Here is a 16,091-nt window from a genome sequence, read left to right on the forward strand (position 1 = left end):
ATATGAGTGCCAAAAGCTTTGAGCTGCTGCTCGAAATGGCCTACGATGCCCCAACCCCTGCCGTGTTTGAAGACGGTGCTGCCGCGGTTTACATAGAGCTGGAGCGAGCCCTCCGCGATTCCAAATTCGCGCGCGGAACCGATAAAGGTAACCTTAGCTATAGTTTTGAGCGCCTGCGCCTGGGCGTAGCCATCGCCTTTGTAAAAGCATTTGTACGCCTGGCTCATAACGAGAAAAGCAAAGAGGTACTGGAGGTGCTGCAGGATGCCATCCAGGCAAAAAACACCCGCGAGATCGACAAAATCATCCAGAAACGTATTGCCTCTTTCGACCACTTGTACCATGAAATCTTTGTAAACCCGCAACGCGAGGAAATCCTGCACCTTTTCGAGCTAACCCTGGATGCCGGCACCAAAGAAGAACTGGACGACCTGATTATGACTGGCCTGGAACTGCTGGCCGAGGTAGACTGGGATTATACGCACAGCGATGACGACGACAGCGACATAGAGCCGCTGGACGAAGATTTTCTGAAAAACCTGTAAACACACCTTGCCATGGAGATCACCCTGACCACTCCTGCCCTTTTGTTCCCGGCGCTGTCTTTATTGCTGCTGGCCTTTACGAACCGCTTTCTAGGGTTGGCCAATCTTATCCGCAGCCTGAAAGACCGTTATTCATCCACCCAAAGCAGCTTGGTTTATAGCCAGATACAAAACCTGAGGGTGCGGCTGGTGCTTATCCGTAACATGCAGGCTTTCGGTAGCTTTAGTATGTTTGGCTGCGTGCTCTGTATGTTTATGCTTTTTGCCGGCTACGAAACACTGGGCAAGTATGTGTTTGGGTTTAGCCTCCTGATGATGCTTATCTCGCTGGCGCTGGCCATCCGTGAGATCCAGATTTCGGTGAAGGCACTTGAGCTGGAACTGAATGACCTGGAGCGCCAGGAAAAATAAGCATCGCCCAATTTTAGAATTAGCTTACCATGAATATCAACCCGAAGAAACTGGCGATAAAGGATTTTGTGTATGATTTGCCGGATGAGCGCATCGCCAAATTCCCGATGCCTGAGCGCGACCAGTCTAAGCTGTTGCTTTACTGCCAGGGCCAGCTGGCAGACCATACGTTTACCGACCTGCCCGACCTGCTGCCGCCTCATACTTTATTGGTTTTCAACGATACCAAAGTGGTGCAAGCCAGGCTTTTATTTCAGAAAGAAACCGGTGGCCTGGTAGAAATCTTTTGCCTGGAGCCCGTGGCCCCGCACCGCGAGGTGCAACTGGCAATGCAGCAAACCGGCAGCTGCACCTGGAAGTGCCTGGTTGGCAACAACAAGCGCTGGAAAAGCGGTCCGGTGAAGCTATACTTTGAGGGTGGCTTGCTGCAAGCCGAGCGTGAGGCGCAACAAGAGGGGCACTTCCTGATCCGTTTTACCTGGGAGCCTGCGGAGCTTACCTTCGCCGAGGTGCTGGAGCGTTGCGGCCGCCTGCCCTTGCCTCCATACCTTAACCGCGAGCTCACCCCCGAGGATCACTCCCGCTACCAGACCATCTACGCCAACCAACAGGGAGCCGTGGCCGCGCCAACCGCTGGCCTGCACTTTACGGACCGCGTGATGCAGCAGCTACAAGCCAAAGGCATGGACACCGCTTACCTGACACTGCACGTTGGAGCAGGCACATTTAAGCCCGTAAAGGCCGATGTGATGGAGGCGCACGAAATGCACGCCGAGCAGATCTACATTACCAAGCCCTTGGTTCAGCGCCTGCTTCAGCAGTTGGGCAAGCCTGTTATACCGGTGGGCACCACAAGTATGCGCTCTCTGGAAAGCCTGTATTGGCTGGGTGCCAAAGTATGGCAACAACCCGATTTGCCTGCCCAAGAACTGACAGTTAGCCAGTGGCAAGCCTACGAAAGTATGAACCCGCCTACGGCTGCCGAAGCGCTGCAGGCATTGCTAACTTACATGGAGGCGCAAGGCACCGACTACCTGCATGCCAGTACGCAGATCATTATTGCACCAGGCTATACTTTTAGAATTTGTAATGGCCTTGTTACCAACTTTCATCAGCCGGAAAGCACCTTGCTGCTGCTGGTTTCAGCCCTGATCGGGGAAGATTGGCGCGAAGTATACAAACATGCCCTGGACAACGATTACCGCTTCCTGAGCTACGGCGACAGCTCTTTATTGCTACCCTAAGAGACAATTTATACTTTGACTTAAAAGCAAACGGCCTCCCTTATACCAAGAGAGGCCGTTTCTATTTGAGTTGAGTTCGGTTACTTCTGGGCTTTGGCAGAGCCTCCTTCCAGGCCGTGCTCCGAGATAAGGTATACCAGGGCGGCCATAGAGGCGGCACCTAACTGCATCTCACGGCGGTTAACCTGCTCAAACGTGTCTATCTGGGTATGATGGTAATCAAAGTAACGCTGCGAATCCGGGTCGAAACCGATTAAGGCAACGCTTCCCTGGCCTTTAAGCGGACCGATGTCTGCACCGCCGCCGCCACGCACAATGTCGTGCAGCCCGTACGGTGTCAGCAGTTTCTTCCAGGTAAGTACTTTATTGTATTGCGCCTCTGTGCCATCAATGCCGAAGCCGCGCGGTGTAAAACCACCTGCATCCGACTCGATGGCAGCTACGTGCTTCTCTCCTTGCGCCTTGGCTAGCTCGGCATACTTACGGCCACCACGCAGGCCGTTTTCCTCGTTCATGAACATAACCGCACGAATGGTACGCTTCGGCTTCAGGCCGAGGTCCTTCATCAGGCGCAGCACTTCTATAGACTGCACACAGCCGGTACCATCGTCGTGGGCGCCTTCGCCCAAATCCCAGGAGTCGAGGTGGCCGCCTACTACTATAATTTCGTCTGGCTTCTCAGATCCTTTAATCTCCCCGATCACATTGTAAGACAGCACATCCGGCAAAGTCTGGCAGGTCATGCGCATGTAGAACTTCAGGCCCGGGTCGTTTTTAAGTAGTTTGCTAAGCTGCTCGGCACCATTGGTACTGATAGCGGCGGCAGGTATTTTGGTTACACCTTCCTCGTAGCGGGTATTGCCTGTGTGCGGCACATCCTGGAAATCGTTGGTCATGGAGCGCACCAGCACGCCCACAGCACCAAGTTTTGCAGCGGCAACCGGGCCGCCGCCACGCTGGTCTACGGCGCCTCCGTAGGCTCTCATGGTTTCTATGTGTGTGTTATCGAACGGGCGGTTAAAGAACACGATCTTGCCTTTAACATTTTTCTTACCCAGTTTCTCAAGTTCCTCAAAGCTCTTTACCTCTACCACTTCTGCACTAAGGCCCGCATCGCCGGTGCCCACGGAGCTACCTAAGGCACAGATCGGGGCATCTGCAGTGCCAACCAGTTTTGAGTTGATGATACGGCCAACCTCCTTATCGCCTCGCACCCAATGCGGCACCATCACCTCCTGCAGGTATACGCGATCCAGGCTCATTTCTTCCATTACCTGGCGGCTCCACTCCACGGCAGCAGCGGCCTGCGGCGAGCCGCTCAGGCGCGCACCAATGTTCTTGGTCAGGTAACGCAGGTTTTCGTAGCTCTCGAAGCTGGTAAGTGCGTTATCATAAATCTTCTTGATAGTAGCTGAATCTTGAGCATAGTTTTGCTGGGCCATGGCTGGCAATGTCAGCGCCGTGGCCGCCGCAACCATCAGGTGGCGTAGGTTCTTTTTAGTTAGCATAGGTTAAGGTGATGTACAAATTTGGTTAGAGACCTCAATTTAAAAATTTTATTCCATACTTGTTCAGGTTGATGTTTATACTTTGTATAGGATGGCACGCACTTTTACCAGCCGCAAACCCGGCTTGCCGGATACTTGTAAGCACTAAACCTATAAAATAAAAAAGGGCAAACGCCTTATGGCCTTTGCCCTATATATGGTGCTTTATCAGAATTACTTCAGCAGCTTATCCATTTGCTGTTTGCTTACATCCAGCAGCCCCACTTCGGGCAGGCGGCTGGTGAGTTCGCGCCAGTTTTCGTCTTTCTTATAAACCTCGCGCAGCAGTTTGGCAGCTTCGTCTACCTGCCCGTTGTTAGCCAGTGTTATGGCATGCCAGTATTTCATCTCCAGGTTTTTAGGGAACATCTCTTCAGCCTTGCCATACTCCTGCATGGCCTGCTGCATCTGCCCTTTCTCTACGGCCAGGTCGCCTTTGTTCATGTGCTCGTAGGCGCGGTATACTTTCAGCAGGCGCTCCAGTTCATCCAGCGGCCGTTCATGGTCATCTACACGCAGGTCTATTGTTTTGGCTTCCCAGGGTTCTGCTTTTTGCCCGGGCACTACCACCAGTGCCGCCGATTGCCTGCCCCGGATGTCGCCGCCTTCGCGCTCGGCTGCCTGCAGGGCCAGCATAACGCGCTCGGCCAGGGGTTGCCCCTCGCTCTTCTCGAAGGCGCGTGCCATGGCTGGCCATACTTTGTCGGTTAGCATCATGTTGGCCTGCACCGAGAAGTTTTTGCCGGTTATGTCGCCGGCGTAGCGGATGCACTGCTTGCCCGTGTGCACTGCCACCCGGCCCTGGGCATCAATAATGGCCACCTGCCTAACCTCGCGCCCTTCATCATCGGCTAAAAGTATAGCCAGCGCCTCCTCCGGGGTTTTGCCCTCTTTTAGTAAAGCCAACCCTCTCGGGCCGAAGGATTTGTTAGTGAACGACTGCGTGGCCACTGCCCCAACGCCTGCCTCGGCCCAGGGCACCGCCGTGCCCACCGAAAACCAGTGGCTCTGCACGCCAACGGCCATCTCGCCGGTATTTGGGTCGCGGGCCACAATGGAATAAGTATGCGCCAGTGGCTCCTCTGCTTTATATACTTGCGCTTTGGCCGCCCCAAGCGAGGCCAGTAAGGTAACTCCCATGGCAATTATTGTTTGCTTATATTTTTTCATATCGATGTGTGTATACGTTAAAGCAGCTTCCGGTTTATACTTACATCAGGCTTTAGAAGGCTATGTTAAAGTATGATTTCTTGCCTGTTTATACTTCTGCGTGCTAGTTGCCTGAATAATAGCGTTTAACAAATATAGTTTTTTATCGATCCCGATGCCGGGTTTCTTCGGCTACAACTTCCTTTAAAAATAGTAGTATAACTATGTATTAGCTTTGGCGGGAATTTACCCGCTACTAACCCTTTATTCATGAAGAACACAACCAGAGATAAGAAAATAGACAAGATGGCCATGCTGATTGACGGCGATAACGCCCAGCCCAGCCTGATTGTAAAACTTTTAGCTGAGGCCGGCAAGTACGGCGCCCCTACCATCCGCCGCATTTACGGCGACTGGACCACCCCACAGATGAACGGCTGGAAAGAGTGCCTGAACAACCACGCCATCCAGCCGATTCAGCAGTTCCGCTACACGGTGGGCAAAAACGCCACCGACAGCGCCCTGATCATCGATGCCATGGACCTGCTGCACTCCGAACTGGTAGACGGTTTCTGCATCGTCTCCTCCGACAGCGACTACACCCGCCTGGCCACCCGCATTCGGGAGGAGGGTATTTTTGTGATGGGCATTGGGCAGCGCAAAACGCCCAAGCCCTTTGTAAACGCCTGTAACGTATTCATCTTCACCGAAAACCTGACGGACGACATTGATGACCGCAAGATTGCGGAGGCGGAGAAATCCGATGAGAACGGCGCGCACCACCACCGCCCGAACCCGGTGCCTTTGCTAAAGGAGGCCTTTGTGATGTCGGCGGATGAGGACGGCTGGGCACACCTGGGTATGATGGGCAGCAACCTGCGCCAGCTAGACCCTAGCTTCGACCCTCGCACCTTTGGGTACGGACAGTTGCTGCAGCTCATTAAGGCCCACAAGGAGCTTTTCACCATCCGTAAAGAAGAAGACAAAGGCCGCTCGGCCGTGTACATCAAGCGCAAAGACAAGCGCCGCAGCAAACCCCGCAAAAAAACGCAGGAGCCCGCTACAAATAATGCGTAGTTTAAAGTAAGTAGCAGCTAACGCTTTGAGAAGAAACCAGCCGGAACCATACTTCATGGTTCCGGCTGGTTTGTTTTAGTTAGTCTTGCAGCTCTAGTTTACCCACTCCTGCCCTCCCAGTAAGGGGATTTGCTGCAGCCCAACCACCCCTACCCCTCCTTGGCTAAGGAGGGGAATCTGTAATTGCTACTGTGCAAGTATAAGCGCTGTGGCCTCGGCTATACAAGGTCATCCCCCTACCCCCTTCGAAGGGGGACTTTGTTCACGTTCTATAGCAAAAGTAGTAGCTATTGGAAATGATCCCAGTCCTTGGGTTGAGCGCCTTTGGAGTTTTTCGGTCCCGCAGGGATTGCAAAGCGACAGCGAGCAAAGAAAAGCTCCCAGCGCGATGCCCAAGGACGAGGCCCCGCGGCCGTGAGCGCTCCAAAACTAGAGGTGGAAAAGGCAAGAAGTGAAGCCGTGGATAAATCGCAGCTAAAAAGTACAGCTTGCCTCCAGTTGCAAAAAGCAGCGGCTACAGTATAGACACGAGTTACAACCTCTCCCCAGAGGAGAAACATTAACCAATCCACAACAAAACTATAACCCTGCCTTAACCTGCCCCACCTACTTTTGCGGCCGATATAAACGCACTATGGAGCTAGTATTAGCCACGTTTTCGGCCCTCTTTACAGTAGTAAACCCTTTCGGCGCGATGCCGGTCTTTCTCACCCTCACTCAAGACGACACACCCAGCAACAGAAATCAACAGGCGTTGCGCGCTTGCATCTACATGGCCCTGATGCTCTCCGTGTTCTTCCTGGCTGGGCAGTATGTGCTCAACTTCTTCGGCATCAGGTTGTCTGACATACGGATAGCCGGAGGCCTGATGATCATGCGGGCTGGGTTTGGCCTGCTCACCAGCAAGGCGCACCGGGGCAAGAAAGTGTCCAAAGGCGTGCTTCGGGAAGGCCTGGAGAAGGACGATATTTCCTTCACGCCACTGGCCATGCCCATGCTCTCGGGGCCTGGCTCTATTGCCGTGAGTATAGGCATGTTCACCAAGTCGCTCACCATCCCGGACATGGCCATGATTCCTGGTGGGCATCGTGCTGCTGGCCATCGTGAGCTACATTGTGCTGCGGTTCTCCTATCAGCTCACCCGCTTTATGGGCAAGTCCGGCCTGGCGGCCCTCTCGCGCATCATGGGCTTCATCGTGCTCTCCATCGGCGTCAACTTCATCGTGTCGGCGCTCACGGCGCTGTTCTTTACCGAGCGGTAGGTTTATTTTAATGAAATGATTTGAAGCTGCATCGGCGGCTTGCCAGAACTAAACTATAAGCGGAGAGGGAGCAAAACATACGCCACCTACCTATAGCGACAAAACCAGTTGCCGCAGCCCGTATCATAAGCCACAGCAACTGGTAGCGACAAAACCAGTTGCCGCAGCCCGTATCATAAGCCACAGCAACTGGTTTACCGAAGGTTTGCGCGTTCCTCAGGCGCGGCGAACCGCGGCCAAGCGTTATACCTGCTGACTGTTGCTCTGCCTCCTCAGCCTCCAGCGTAGCGGGATGTTGACCAGCGGGCCAAGCGTAAGCGTCAGTAGCAGATACAGCACCAGCACCCGCGGGTAAGGATCTACCGTGTTATACAAATCTATGATGGAGGCATAAGGCAGCAGGATCCCCATCAACAGCAACAGCATATAAAACAGCAGAAGCTGGAAGAAGACAGGCCAGTTATTAACACGGGTGTACCTATAAGCCAGACTGTAAGGTAACAGCACGAACAGAAAAAAAGACCAGCCAAAGTAAAACAGCGTCATTCTCGCGTTTAAGTCTATCCTTTCCAGGTTAAGCTTGTCTGCCCCGTCGGCATTAAACAACACCTGCACTACCTGCCATAAAAAGGCGGTGAAGGCCGGAAACAGCACCAGCAAAATGAGCAGTAGCCAGGTTATCTCGCCTGCCTTTCTTATAGGTTGTGAAACCATTGCTTTCATCAGGTATAAGGTTAATCCCAAAGACAGTTTTTCGACAAAGTACTCAAGGGCAGTTTACCCTCCATTACCTCCTTTACTTTTGCCCAGTCTGGGCGTTCTTTATAGGTTTCACCAACTCTGGCACTACCACTATTATGATTTACATAGCTTTCGATTTTAGTCTGAAAAGATGTCCAAAGAGCATCTGCCTTATTAAACGGTATTCCTGTAGTATTTTGTGCTAGTGTGCCCCACATGTCTGTAAGTCGGTCTACACCTCTTGTATAAAAAGTGTAGCTACCGTCAGCGTTTGCTACATAGCTGAACTCTCTGTTTCCACTTACGGGATGATTCCCATTAAAAGGATCTCGGATTGTGGAGAATGTCCAGCTGTTAGGAGAATAACTTGAAGTTATTACAGAACCCGAATTACCTGGAATAGCAATACTCACAACTGCGCCAGTAGGATTTGAAGAGTACCAAAGCCCTGTATCATCAACCCCATAATGGTTGTAAGGTGTAAATTCTGACAAGCTTACATCTACAAATGAGTTAATGTCCCTCCTAATTCTATCCAGCAATTGTTGAGGAGTTAATTGCTGACCGTTGATAACCGGCAGCTTTGTAACGTTAACACTAAAATAATCCATGTTCACGACTGTGCTATAAGCGTTATTTATGTCTAACACCTGACCAGCATAAGAATAGCTGATAGGCATTCCATAAGGATTAGACATCACTATAACCTTTGCAATAATATTATTTACTTTCTGCTTTTGAGCGGCGGTTGTCTGGTGAGCCGCCAAATTCAACCATTTGGTTATCAAATCGCACGGCACATCTCCCAGCAATGAAAAAGGCTTAGACTGTATTTGGCTATTCAAAGCGTCTGTGCTAGGAGGAGTTAAATAAGAGCTGCCACCCCCGCTGACGCCGCCGTCGTTATAACTACCACCTGTTCCGCCATCATAAGGTCCACCATAATCAATTCCGCCTGGATTTCCGTCATCACCACCACCGGCACCACCGCCTGTGCAGCTAACCTCTGTATACATATAGTGACATTCGCCGCCACCGCATGAATACCAGTCAACGTAAGTGCAACTGCCTGGGTCATACAACTGCACCTGAGTAGTTGGCTGCTCCACAACTTGCCTCGGGCCTGATAATGAAAATATTCGGCCACCACTATACTTAAAGCCTCTTATAAATTTTCCATTCCAATCTTCAACTACAACAATACCCGAAAATGGCTGCTTGCCTTTTGCACCGTTTAAAAAATCTTCATCGGCAACTACTGTAATAACCTCTGTGCGCCACTCGCCACTTTTGTGCTTATACAGCATCATATAAGCTGCATTATTTAGAGCAAAAGTTGTGTTGCTGCCACGAAATTTAGCGAACAGTTCTTTAGAGTACTTAAGTGGAACCACAACCGCTTCGCCAATGGTAAGTTGCTTAACTTCTGCCTTCTGCCAATCCACAGCTTTAGCAAGATGGTGGCGGGGGTTATCATTAGACGTACTCATTTGCGATACCGTATCAGGCAATTGCTTCCAGTTTAACAGCATTTCATCAAAATTCTGCTTAGCAGTTTGCACGAGCAGGACGTCAGGAGCCCCATTAGGCACGATATTTTCCGCTTCTTTTGCACATGCAAACAGCAGTACCAGCACTGCCAGTAAAATTGTTTTTAATGTTTTCATAGGATTTATATTTTTTTACCAATTATACATATATATATGTATATGTATATGTACAAAAAATAATTATTCAAATTATTTTTTGTAAGACGAGAAGATGCGTGCTGCCTAGTGTGCACAGGCTGCCGGCTTTCGAGCCAACATGGCAAAGTATAGGCAGAATGACGGCTCCGGCTTTCGGCAATGCCGTATAAACCGTATCTTTGCCCCATGCAACTGAAGAACGACTTGCTTATAAGAGCCGCGAAGGGGGAGACGGTAGAGCGTACCCCGGTTTGGCTGATGCGCCAGGCTGGCCGCATTTTACCTGAATACCGTGCCGTACGCGAGAGCCTGAGTGGCTTTAAAGAACTGGTGGAAACGCCGGAACTTGCCGCTGAGGTTACCATACAACCCGTAGACATACTGGACGTGGACGCCGCCATTATTTTCTCTGACATCCTGGTGGTGCCGGAGGCGATGGGCTGTACCTACGAAATGATAGAGAAGCGCGGTCCGCTGTTCCCGAACACCATTCGCACAGAGGCCGACCTGAAAAAACTCCGCGTAGCCGACCCGCACGAGCACCTGCACTATGTGCTGGATGCCATCAAGATCACTAAAAAAGCCCTGAACGGACGCGTACCGCTCATCGGTTTTGCCGGCGCCCCCTGGACGATCCTGGCATACATGGTGGAAGGCAGCGGATCTAAGACCTTCTCTCAGGCGCGTGGCATGTTGTACACCAACCCTAAGCTGGCACACCAACTGCTCCGCATGATCACGGATACTACCATTGCTTACTTAAAAGCACAGGTGGAGGCAGGCGCTAACCTTATCCAGATCTTCGACTCGTGGGCAGGTATACTTTCTCCGGCGCTATACCGTGAGTTTGCCTTGCCATACATTTCCGAGATGTGTGATGCTATTACCACGGTGCCTGTAACGGTGTTTGCAAAAGGCGCATTCTTTGCCATGGAAGACTTCAGCAAGCTGAACTGCGAAACCATTGGCCTGGACTGGAACATGGACATCAGCAAAGCACGCAAAGAGGTTGGCCCGAACAAAACCCTGCAAGGCAACATGGACCCATGCCTGCTTTACAGCTCGTTCGAGAACATCCAGCGCGAGACCATAAACATGCTGAAGGAGTTTGGCCCGCAGCGCCACATCGCTAACCTTGGCCACGGCGTGTACCCAGACACTGACCCTGAGAAAGTGAAGTGCTTTGTGCAGACAGTGAAGGAATACGGTAGCATTATTAACGGCTAGTATAACATAGTTACCATAAATAGGAAGGGCCTGCTAAAGTATAGCAGGCCCTTCTTATTTATAGTTTGTGCTGATGGGTTATACTTTTAAGTAAACACGCCTCAACAAGACTTTTTATGTAGATGTTAGTAATTTATCCACGCCATCAAGTCAAAACGAGACTTCGCGAACTTGGCGCGCAAAACTGTCTATCTGAAACTTTAGGCTTGCAAGGCTGAGTATTGCCAGTTGCTATGCCAACAACACCAAAGCCGTTCCCAAGCCCACGTTACTTTTAACCTACAGCCAGGTGTGTGGCCGGATATTTATAGGCCGTAGACGATGCCCTGCTGCTAAGCGCCAGCGCCAGCGTAAGCGTTCCTACCCTGCCCAGGTACATCGAAAGTATAATCACACACTTCCCGACGTCAGATAAACCCGCCGTGATGCCGGTACTCAAACCAACCGTGGCAAACGCAGATACCTGCTCAAAAGCCAGCTTCATAATATCAAACTGCCCATCAGAAATGGAAAGTATAAATATAAACGTGATGTTGAAGATCGCGGCAAAGGTAAACACCGAAAAGGCCTTATAGGCCACAGAGTGCGGAATGGTGCGGTGCCCGATTTCCATGTTACGCTTGTTCCGGATAGTGGTAGCCACGGCAAACAGAATAACCGTAAAGGTGGTGGTTTTGATACCGCCACCCGTAGAGCCCGGCGATGCCCCGATAAACATCAGGAAAATAAACATCATCAGCGTTGGCACGGTCAGCGCAGAAATATCCACGGTGTTGAAGCCGGCAGTTCTTGTGGTTACTGATTGGAAAAACGAAGTGATCAGCGCTTCGGCAAAGGTCATGTGCGCGAGCGTGTTGAAGTATTCCAGCAGGAAGAAGCCCACCGTACCCAGCGCCAGTAAAGCAGCAGAAGTATACATGATCACGCGAGTCAGCATTTTCCAGTTCTTCCAGGGTGCCTTCATACGTGCGCGCATGGCCGATGGCGAGAACACGTCGATGATGGCCGGGAAGCCCAGACCTCCGAATATTATCAGCACGGCAATGGTGAGGTGCATCAGGTAAGAAAAGCGCACCGGCTGAGTGTAAAGCCCTTCGGGATACAGCGAAAAACCTGCATTACAGAAAGCTGACACGGCATGAAACACTGAAAAGAAAATCTTGGTACCCAGGTTTGTAAATGGCACATCCTGCCCCCACATCATAAAAATCACCAAAGCCCCAATACCCTCAATAGTAAGTGTCAGGAAGATTAATTGGCGAAGCAGGCCTTTAGTAGAAAACAGCGACTCGCTTTCCATGAGCTCGTGCATGGCAACGTGCTGCTTCACCCCGATGCCTTGCCGCATCAGCGAGGCGAAGAACGTGGCAAATGTAAGTATGCCCAAACCGCCCATTTGTATCAGCACCAACAGCACTACCTGCCCGGCAAAGGTAAAGTAAGTACCTGGGTCAACCACGGCCAAACCGGTAACGCACGAGGCGCTGGTAGCCATAAACAGGGCATCCAGAAAGCGTATACCATCTGGTGAGTTCGTCATTTTAGGCAGCATGAACAGGCCAGTACCCAACAAAATCAGGAACACAAAGCTGAACAGGAAAGTGATGGAAGGCTTGAGCTGCAGGGTTTTAAGGTGCACACGGGTCTCCAGCAACTCCACGATCAGGAACACCAGCATGTACATCGACACCATGACACGGTATAACTCCACCGAGAGCGGAATACCTATCCCATCGAAGATGTTGTATATCAGCGGAATACCTAGCATGTACGTGAACACTTGGTTCACAAACACAATCCCCATCAGGATGCCTTCAAACCAGGTTCGCCTCAGGAACTTTTTCCGCTCAAACGTATAAAGTATGCGCAGGAAATAGATGATCACGAAAATGGCCAGAATGCCGTCAATGGCATAGTATAGCATTTGCAGCGTGGCTTGCTTCTCTACCACCCCGTGGGCATAGATTAGCAGGCCGACGGCCACCAATGTAAGCACATAAGTTGTACGGCGCATAATCTTATATGCGGTCAACTTACTGTCGTACAATAACCTGTTAAGAGCTTCTGTGTTCATGTGTATCGTACAACCTTATGCGCTGCGCCTCTTCAAACAATTTTTGCTTATCAACGGGCACCACGCCCACTTGTTCGCAAACCAAGCCACCGCCCAGGTTGCTGAGGCCAGCCATAAAAGGCATGGAAGTTTGCAGCGCCATACACAGAGCCGCTATGCTGATCACGGTGTCGCCGGCGCCGGAAACGTCGGATATGGAACGGCGGTGCGCCCCGATATATGTTTTTTCATCGCCTTCGGCAACAAAGACTCCTCTTTCTGATAGAGTTACCAACACCTGTTTCACTTGCAGCTGTTCTTGCAGCTCCTCTACCGCAGCCTCAAAGGCCGGCAGGTTCTCGTCTGCAAACTCCAGCTTCAGGCCTTCTTTCAGCTCTTTGAGGTTAGGTTTAAACAAGGTGCAGCCCACGTAACTCAGGAAGTTTTTCTTCTTCGGGTCGATTACGCTCGGGATATTGCGCTCGTTAGCCAACTGCAGAAAATGTTTGATGTTCGCTTCCGAAAACACGCCTTTATCATAATCTTCAAAAATCACGACATCGGCCTGATCGAGCAATTGCAGGTAGTGCTCCTCGAGGTGGCGCTCTTCGTAATCGGTTAGGTTATGCTCAATCTCCGAATCCACACGAAGCAGCTGCTGCACGCCGGCAATAATGCGGTGCTTAATAGTGGTTACCCGCTCCGGGCTTTGCACAATACCAGCTGTTGGCAAGCCTTTCTCCTCCATCAGGCGCAGGTAGTCGGCGCCGTCCTGGTCATCGCCGATAACGGAGCAGAGCAGCGGCGTTGCGCCCATGGCCTGCACATTCAGGGCCACGTTGGCAGCACCGCCCAGGCGCTTTTCGCGTTTCACCACGTTAACGATCGGCACCGGTGCTTCCGGGGAAATGCGCGAGGTTTTGCCCCACAAGTATGAGTCAATCATCACATCTCCCACCACCAGTACCTTGAGGCCGTTAAACGCCTCAAACATACTTTCCAAACTATTAATGTTGCTCATTACTGCAATTTTGCAAGACTGATTTTAATGCGACGCAGCGCCTCGGTCAGTTTATCATCGGAGGTGGCAAACGAGAAACGGATACACTGCGGTGCCCCAAAGGCCTCACCGCTTACCACGGCCACGTTGGCGTCTGTCAGGATAAACATGCTCAGGTCCTGGGCACTTGCTATGGTATGGCCTTCGAAAGACTTTCCGAAGTAATGGCTAACATCTGGGAAGATATAAAAGGCTCCGTTTGGCAGATAGGTTTTAAAGCCCGGTATCTCGTTCATCAGGCTTAACACCAGGTCGCGGCGGCGGCGGTAGGCCTCCGTCATTTCCAGGGCGCTGGCGTTACCGCCTTTAAGCGCAGCTGCAGCGGCCTTCTGCGAAATGGAGCAGGTTCCGGATGTTACCTGGCTCTGCATTTTATCGCAGGCTGCGGCAATCTCTCTGTTAGCGGCAAGGTAGCCCACGCGCCAGCCCGTCATGGCGTAGCCTTTCGAGAAGCCGTTTACGGTAACCACACGGTCACGGATAAAATCGATGTTAGCCAGGCTAAAGTGCTTGCCTTCAAAGTTGATGTACTCATAGATCTCATCGGCAATAACATAAATCTGCGGATGCTTCTCCAGCACGCGGGCAATCTCCATCAGCTCTGCCTCATCAAACACGGCACCTGTAGGGTTGCACGGCGAAGAGTACATTACCACTTTGGTATTAGACGTGATGGCTTTTTCCAGTTGCTCTGCCGTAACCTTGTAGTCGTTTTCGAGGCGGCCCATAACCGGTACCGGCACACCTTCTGCCAGCTTCACAATCTCCTCATAAGACACCCAGTAAGGCGAGAAAATAATTACTTCGTCGCCGGGGTTGGTAAGGCATAAAATGGCGTTGGCTATACTTTGCTTCGCTCCCGTGGATACCACAATGTTCTCGGGTGCGTAATCCAGGTTGTTATCGCGCTTGAATTTTTTCACGATTTCCTGGCGCAGCTCCGGGTAACCTGCCACAGGCGTATAGAAGGTAAACCCTTCGTCGATGGCTTGCTTGGCCGCGTCTTTAATGTACTGCGGTGTCTGGAAGTCAGGTTCCCCGAAACTCAGGTTGATCACATCCAGGCCTTGAGCCGCCAGTTCGCGGGCCTTTTTGGCCATCGCAATGGTCTGCGACTCAGCCAATGACAAAATTCTATCGGAAAGGATGGCTTTCGCCGCTTCAGTTTCTTGCATAAGCTATAGGTTAAGCTGGCAATTTACTCATTATGCTACAGACTTTCCAGCAGCAAGCCTGATAATCAGGTGTAGAAATATGGTTTTGGTTGAATTTTTAATCACCAGTATAAGATACACCACGGTATTTGGGCCAATCTGAGCCATCACAGCATCACCAGGGCAATACTTCCTTTTAATGCCCAGTATGCTTTCTTTGATGCATAGCGCTTGCCTAAAACTATTGTTAATAAAAAAGGCTGCAGAAAAATATTCTGCAGCCTTTCATACTTTATACTTCAGGGAGCTATACTTTGCCGTAAGCCGTGCGCTCCACAATGCTTCTGCCTAGCGTTATTTCATCGGTATACTCTAGCTCGCCGCCCACAGGCACGCCACGGGCAATGGTGGTGATGCGCAGGTCGAAGTCACGGAGCTTACGGGTGAGGTAAAAAGCAGTGGTATCGCCTTCCATGGTCGGGCTAATGGCCAGCAGGATCTCGCGCACTTCGGATTTTGGCAGGCGCTCCAGCAACGACTCAATGTGCAGGTCGGATGGCCCAATGCCCTCAATGGGCGAAATAACGCCTCCCAATACATGGTACAGCCCTTTGTACTGTGAAGTGTTTTCGATGGCGATCACATCCCGGATGTCGCTGACCACGCAGAGCACGCTTTTATCGCGGAGCGGGTTGGCGCAGATATCGCATACTTCTGTATCGGAAATGTTGTGGCATACCTGGCAGTGCTTCACATCGGTCCGCATTTTCACCAGTGCGTTGGCTAGCGACACGGTGTCCTCAGACTCTTCCTTAAGCAAGTGCAGGGCCAGGCGGAGCGCAGTTTTCCTGCCAACGCCTGGCAGCTTCGCCAGCTCCTCCACGGCGTTCTCAATCAGTTTAGACGGAAAATTCATCAACTTTATACGCCTCC

14 protein-coding genes and 1 pseudogene are annotated in these 16,091 nt (G+C 51.3%); 7 read left to right on the forward strand and 8 right to left on the reverse strand.

Features of this window, described 5'->3' with window-relative positions; translation table 11 throughout:
• The first annotated feature begins 2 nt into the window (after window positions 1-2).
• Genes D1627_RS17640 through D1627_RS17650 form a run of 3 tightly spaced genes read left to right on the forward strand, consistent with a single transcriptional unit; the run spans window position 3 to window position 2,200 of the window.
• Window positions 3-545, forward strand: a complete 543-nt coding sequence (locus D1627_RS17640; protein WP_119433609.1) for a hypothetical protein — start codon at window positions 3-5, stop codon at window positions 543-545.
• Window positions 546-557: 12 nt separating this feature from the next.
• Window positions 558-956 (forward strand): DUF2721 domain-containing protein, encoded by a 399-nt coding sequence (locus D1627_RS17645; RefSeq protein ID WP_119433610.1) that lies wholly within the window; start codon window positions 558-560, stop codon window positions 954-956.
• A 29-nt stretch (window positions 957-985) separates the two neighbouring features.
• The gene (locus D1627_RS17650; protein ID WP_119433611.1) at window positions 986-2,200 is read left to right on the forward strand and encodes an S-adenosylmethionine:tRNA ribosyltransferase-isomerase; all 1,215 of its coding nucleotides are present in this window, start codon (window positions 986-988) and stop codon (window positions 2,198-2,200) included.
• A gap of 80 nt (window positions 2,201-2,280) precedes the next feature.
• Here D1627_RS17650 and D1627_RS17655 read toward each other — a convergent pair whose 3' ends face one another.
• Window positions 2,281-3,708, reverse strand: a complete 1,428-nt coding sequence (locus D1627_RS17655; protein ID WP_394342589.1) for a M20/M25/M40 family metallo-hydrolase — start codon at window positions 3,706-3,708, stop codon at window positions 2,281-2,283.
• 213 nt (window positions 3,709-3,921) lie between these two features.
• Window positions 3,922-4,887, reverse strand: a complete 966-nt coding sequence (locus D1627_RS17660) for a DUF1028 domain-containing protein (protein ID WP_119433717.1) — start codon at window positions 4,885-4,887, stop codon at window positions 3,922-3,924.
• A 279-nt stretch (window positions 4,888-5,166) separates the two neighbouring features.
• Here D1627_RS17660 and D1627_RS17665 point away from each other — a divergent pair, with 279 nt between their 5' ends.
• The 3 genes and pseudogenes from D1627_RS17665 (at window position 5,167) to D1627_RS18620 (ending at window position 7,235) form a co-directional block, all read left to right on the forward strand.
• Window positions 5,167-5,973 carry an NYN domain-containing protein gene (locus D1627_RS17665; RefSeq protein ID WP_119433612.1) on the forward strand — a complete coding sequence of 269 codons (807 nt, stop codon included), beginning with the start codon at window positions 5,167-5,169 and terminating at the stop codon, window positions 5,971-5,973.
• 694 nt (window positions 5,974-6,667) lie between these two features.
• Window positions 6,668-6,988: pseudogene (locus D1627_RS18615) on the forward strand (MarC family protein); the annotation flags it as partial.
• A gap of 64 nt (window positions 6,989-7,052) precedes the next feature.
• Complete coding sequence (locus D1627_RS18620) at window positions 7,053-7,235, forward strand: MarC family protein (RefSeq protein WP_262697048.1); 183 nt, start codon at window positions 7,053-7,055, stop codon at window positions 7,233-7,235.
• A 243-nt stretch (window positions 7,236-7,478) separates the two neighbouring features.
• On the opposite strand, the gene D1627_RS17675 is transcribed toward D1627_RS18620, so the two are convergent.
• Together D1627_RS17675 and D1627_RS17680 are read right to left on the reverse strand one after the other, a co-directional pair.
• Complete coding sequence (locus D1627_RS17675) at window positions 7,479-7,958, reverse strand: hypothetical protein (RefSeq protein WP_119433613.1); 480 nt, start codon at window positions 7,956-7,958, stop codon at window positions 7,479-7,481.
• A gap of 11 nt (window positions 7,959-7,969) precedes the next feature.
• The gene (locus D1627_RS17680) at window positions 7,970-9,643 is read right to left on the reverse strand and encodes a hypothetical protein (RefSeq protein ID WP_119433614.1); all 1,674 of its coding nucleotides are present in this window, start codon (window positions 9,641-9,643) and stop codon (window positions 7,970-7,972) included.
• A gap of 207 nt (window positions 9,644-9,850) precedes the next feature.
• Here D1627_RS17680 and hemE point away from each other — a divergent pair, with 207 nt between their 5' ends.
• Window positions 9,851-10,891 (forward strand): uroporphyrinogen decarboxylase, encoded by a 1,041-nt coding sequence (hemE, locus tag D1627_RS17685; RefSeq protein WP_119433615.1) that lies wholly within the window; start codon window positions 9,851-9,853, stop codon window positions 10,889-10,891.
• A 274-nt stretch (window positions 10,892-11,165) separates the two neighbouring features.
• Here hemE and D1627_RS17690 read toward each other — a convergent pair whose 3' ends face one another.
• The 4 genes from D1627_RS17690 to recR all read right to left on the reverse strand — a co-directional run bounded on the left by D1627_RS17690 (window position 11,166) and on the right by recR (window position 16,074).
• Complete coding sequence (locus tag D1627_RS17690) at window positions 11,166-12,905, reverse strand: TrkH family potassium uptake protein (RefSeq protein ID WP_233555695.1); 1,740 nt, start codon at window positions 12,903-12,905, stop codon at window positions 11,166-11,168.
• Between the two features lie 40 nt (window positions 12,906-12,945).
• Window positions 12,946-13,965: a bifunctional heptose 7-phosphate kinase/heptose 1-phosphate adenyltransferase gene (locus D1627_RS17695; RefSeq protein WP_119433617.1), complete on the reverse strand. Its 1,020-nt coding sequence runs from the start codon at window positions 13,963-13,965 to the stop codon at window positions 12,946-12,948.
• The gene (locus tag D1627_RS17700) at window positions 13,965-15,179 is read right to left on the reverse strand and encodes a pyridoxal phosphate-dependent aminotransferase (protein WP_119433618.1); all 1,215 of its coding nucleotides are present in this window, start codon (window positions 15,177-15,179) and stop codon (window positions 13,965-13,967) included. Before D1627_RS17700 ends, D1627_RS17695 begins: the two co-directional genes overlap by 1 nt.
• Before the next feature lie 286 nt (window positions 15,180-15,465).
• Window positions 15,466-16,074 carry a recombination mediator RecR gene (gene recR / locus D1627_RS17705; protein WP_119433619.1) on the reverse strand — a complete coding sequence of 203 codons (609 nt, stop codon included), beginning with the start codon at window positions 16,072-16,074 and terminating at the stop codon, window positions 15,466-15,468.
• Window positions 16,075-16,091 lie beyond the last annotated feature (17 nt).

The organism is Pontibacter oryzae, assembly GCF_003576375.1.
Lineage (GTDB): Bacteria > Bacteroidota > Bacteroidia > Cytophagales > Hymenobacteraceae > Pontibacter > Pontibacter oryzae.

Coding starts and splice junctions, on each gene's coding strand:
- D1627_RS17645 (WP_119433610.1), top strand. CDS start 558: ATGGAGATCACCCTGACCACTCCTGCCCTTTTGTTCCCGGCGCTGTCT.
- D1627_RS17640 (WP_119433609.1), top strand. CDS start 3: ATGAGTGCCAAAAGCTTTGAGCTGCTGCTCGAAATGGCCTACGATGCC.
- D1627_RS17680 (WP_119433614.1), bottom strand. CDS start 9,643: ATGAAAACATTAAAAACAATTTTACTGGCAGTGCTGGTACTGCTGTTT.
- D1627_RS17665 (WP_119433612.1), top strand. CDS start 5,167: ATGAAGAACACAACCAGAGATAAGAAAATAGACAAGATGGCCATGCTG.
- D1627_RS17690 (WP_233555695.1), bottom strand. CDS start 12,905: ATGCGCCGTACAACTTATGTGCTTACATTGGTGGCCGTCGGCCTGCTA.
- D1627_RS17660 (WP_119433717.1), bottom strand. CDS start 4,887: ATGGGAGTTACCTTACTGGCCTCGCTTGGGGCGGCCAAAGCGCAAGTA.
- recR (WP_119433619.1), bottom strand. CDS start 16,074: ATGAATTTTCCGTCTAAACTGATTGAGAACGCCGTGGAGGAGCTGGCG.
- D1627_RS17655 (WP_394342589.1), bottom strand. CDS start 3,708: ATGCTAACTAAAAAGAACCTACGCCACCTGATGGTTGCGGCGGCCACG.
- D1627_RS17700 (WP_119433618.1), bottom strand. CDS start 15,179: ATGCAAGAAACTGAAGCGGCGAAAGCCATCCTTTCCGATAGAATTTTG.
- D1627_RS17675 (WP_119433613.1), bottom strand. CDS start 7,958: ATGAAAGCAATGGTTTCACAACCTATAAGAAAGGCAGGCGAGATAACC.
- hemE (WP_119433615.1), top strand. CDS start 9,851: ATGCAACTGAAGAACGACTTGCTTATAAGAGCCGCGAAGGGGGAGACG.
- D1627_RS17695 (WP_119433617.1), bottom strand. CDS start 13,965: ATGAGCAACATTAATAGTTTGGAAAGTATGTTTGAGGCGTTTAACGGC.
- D1627_RS17650 (WP_119433611.1), top strand. CDS start 986: ATGAATATCAACCCGAAGAAACTGGCGATAAAGGATTTTGTGTATGAT.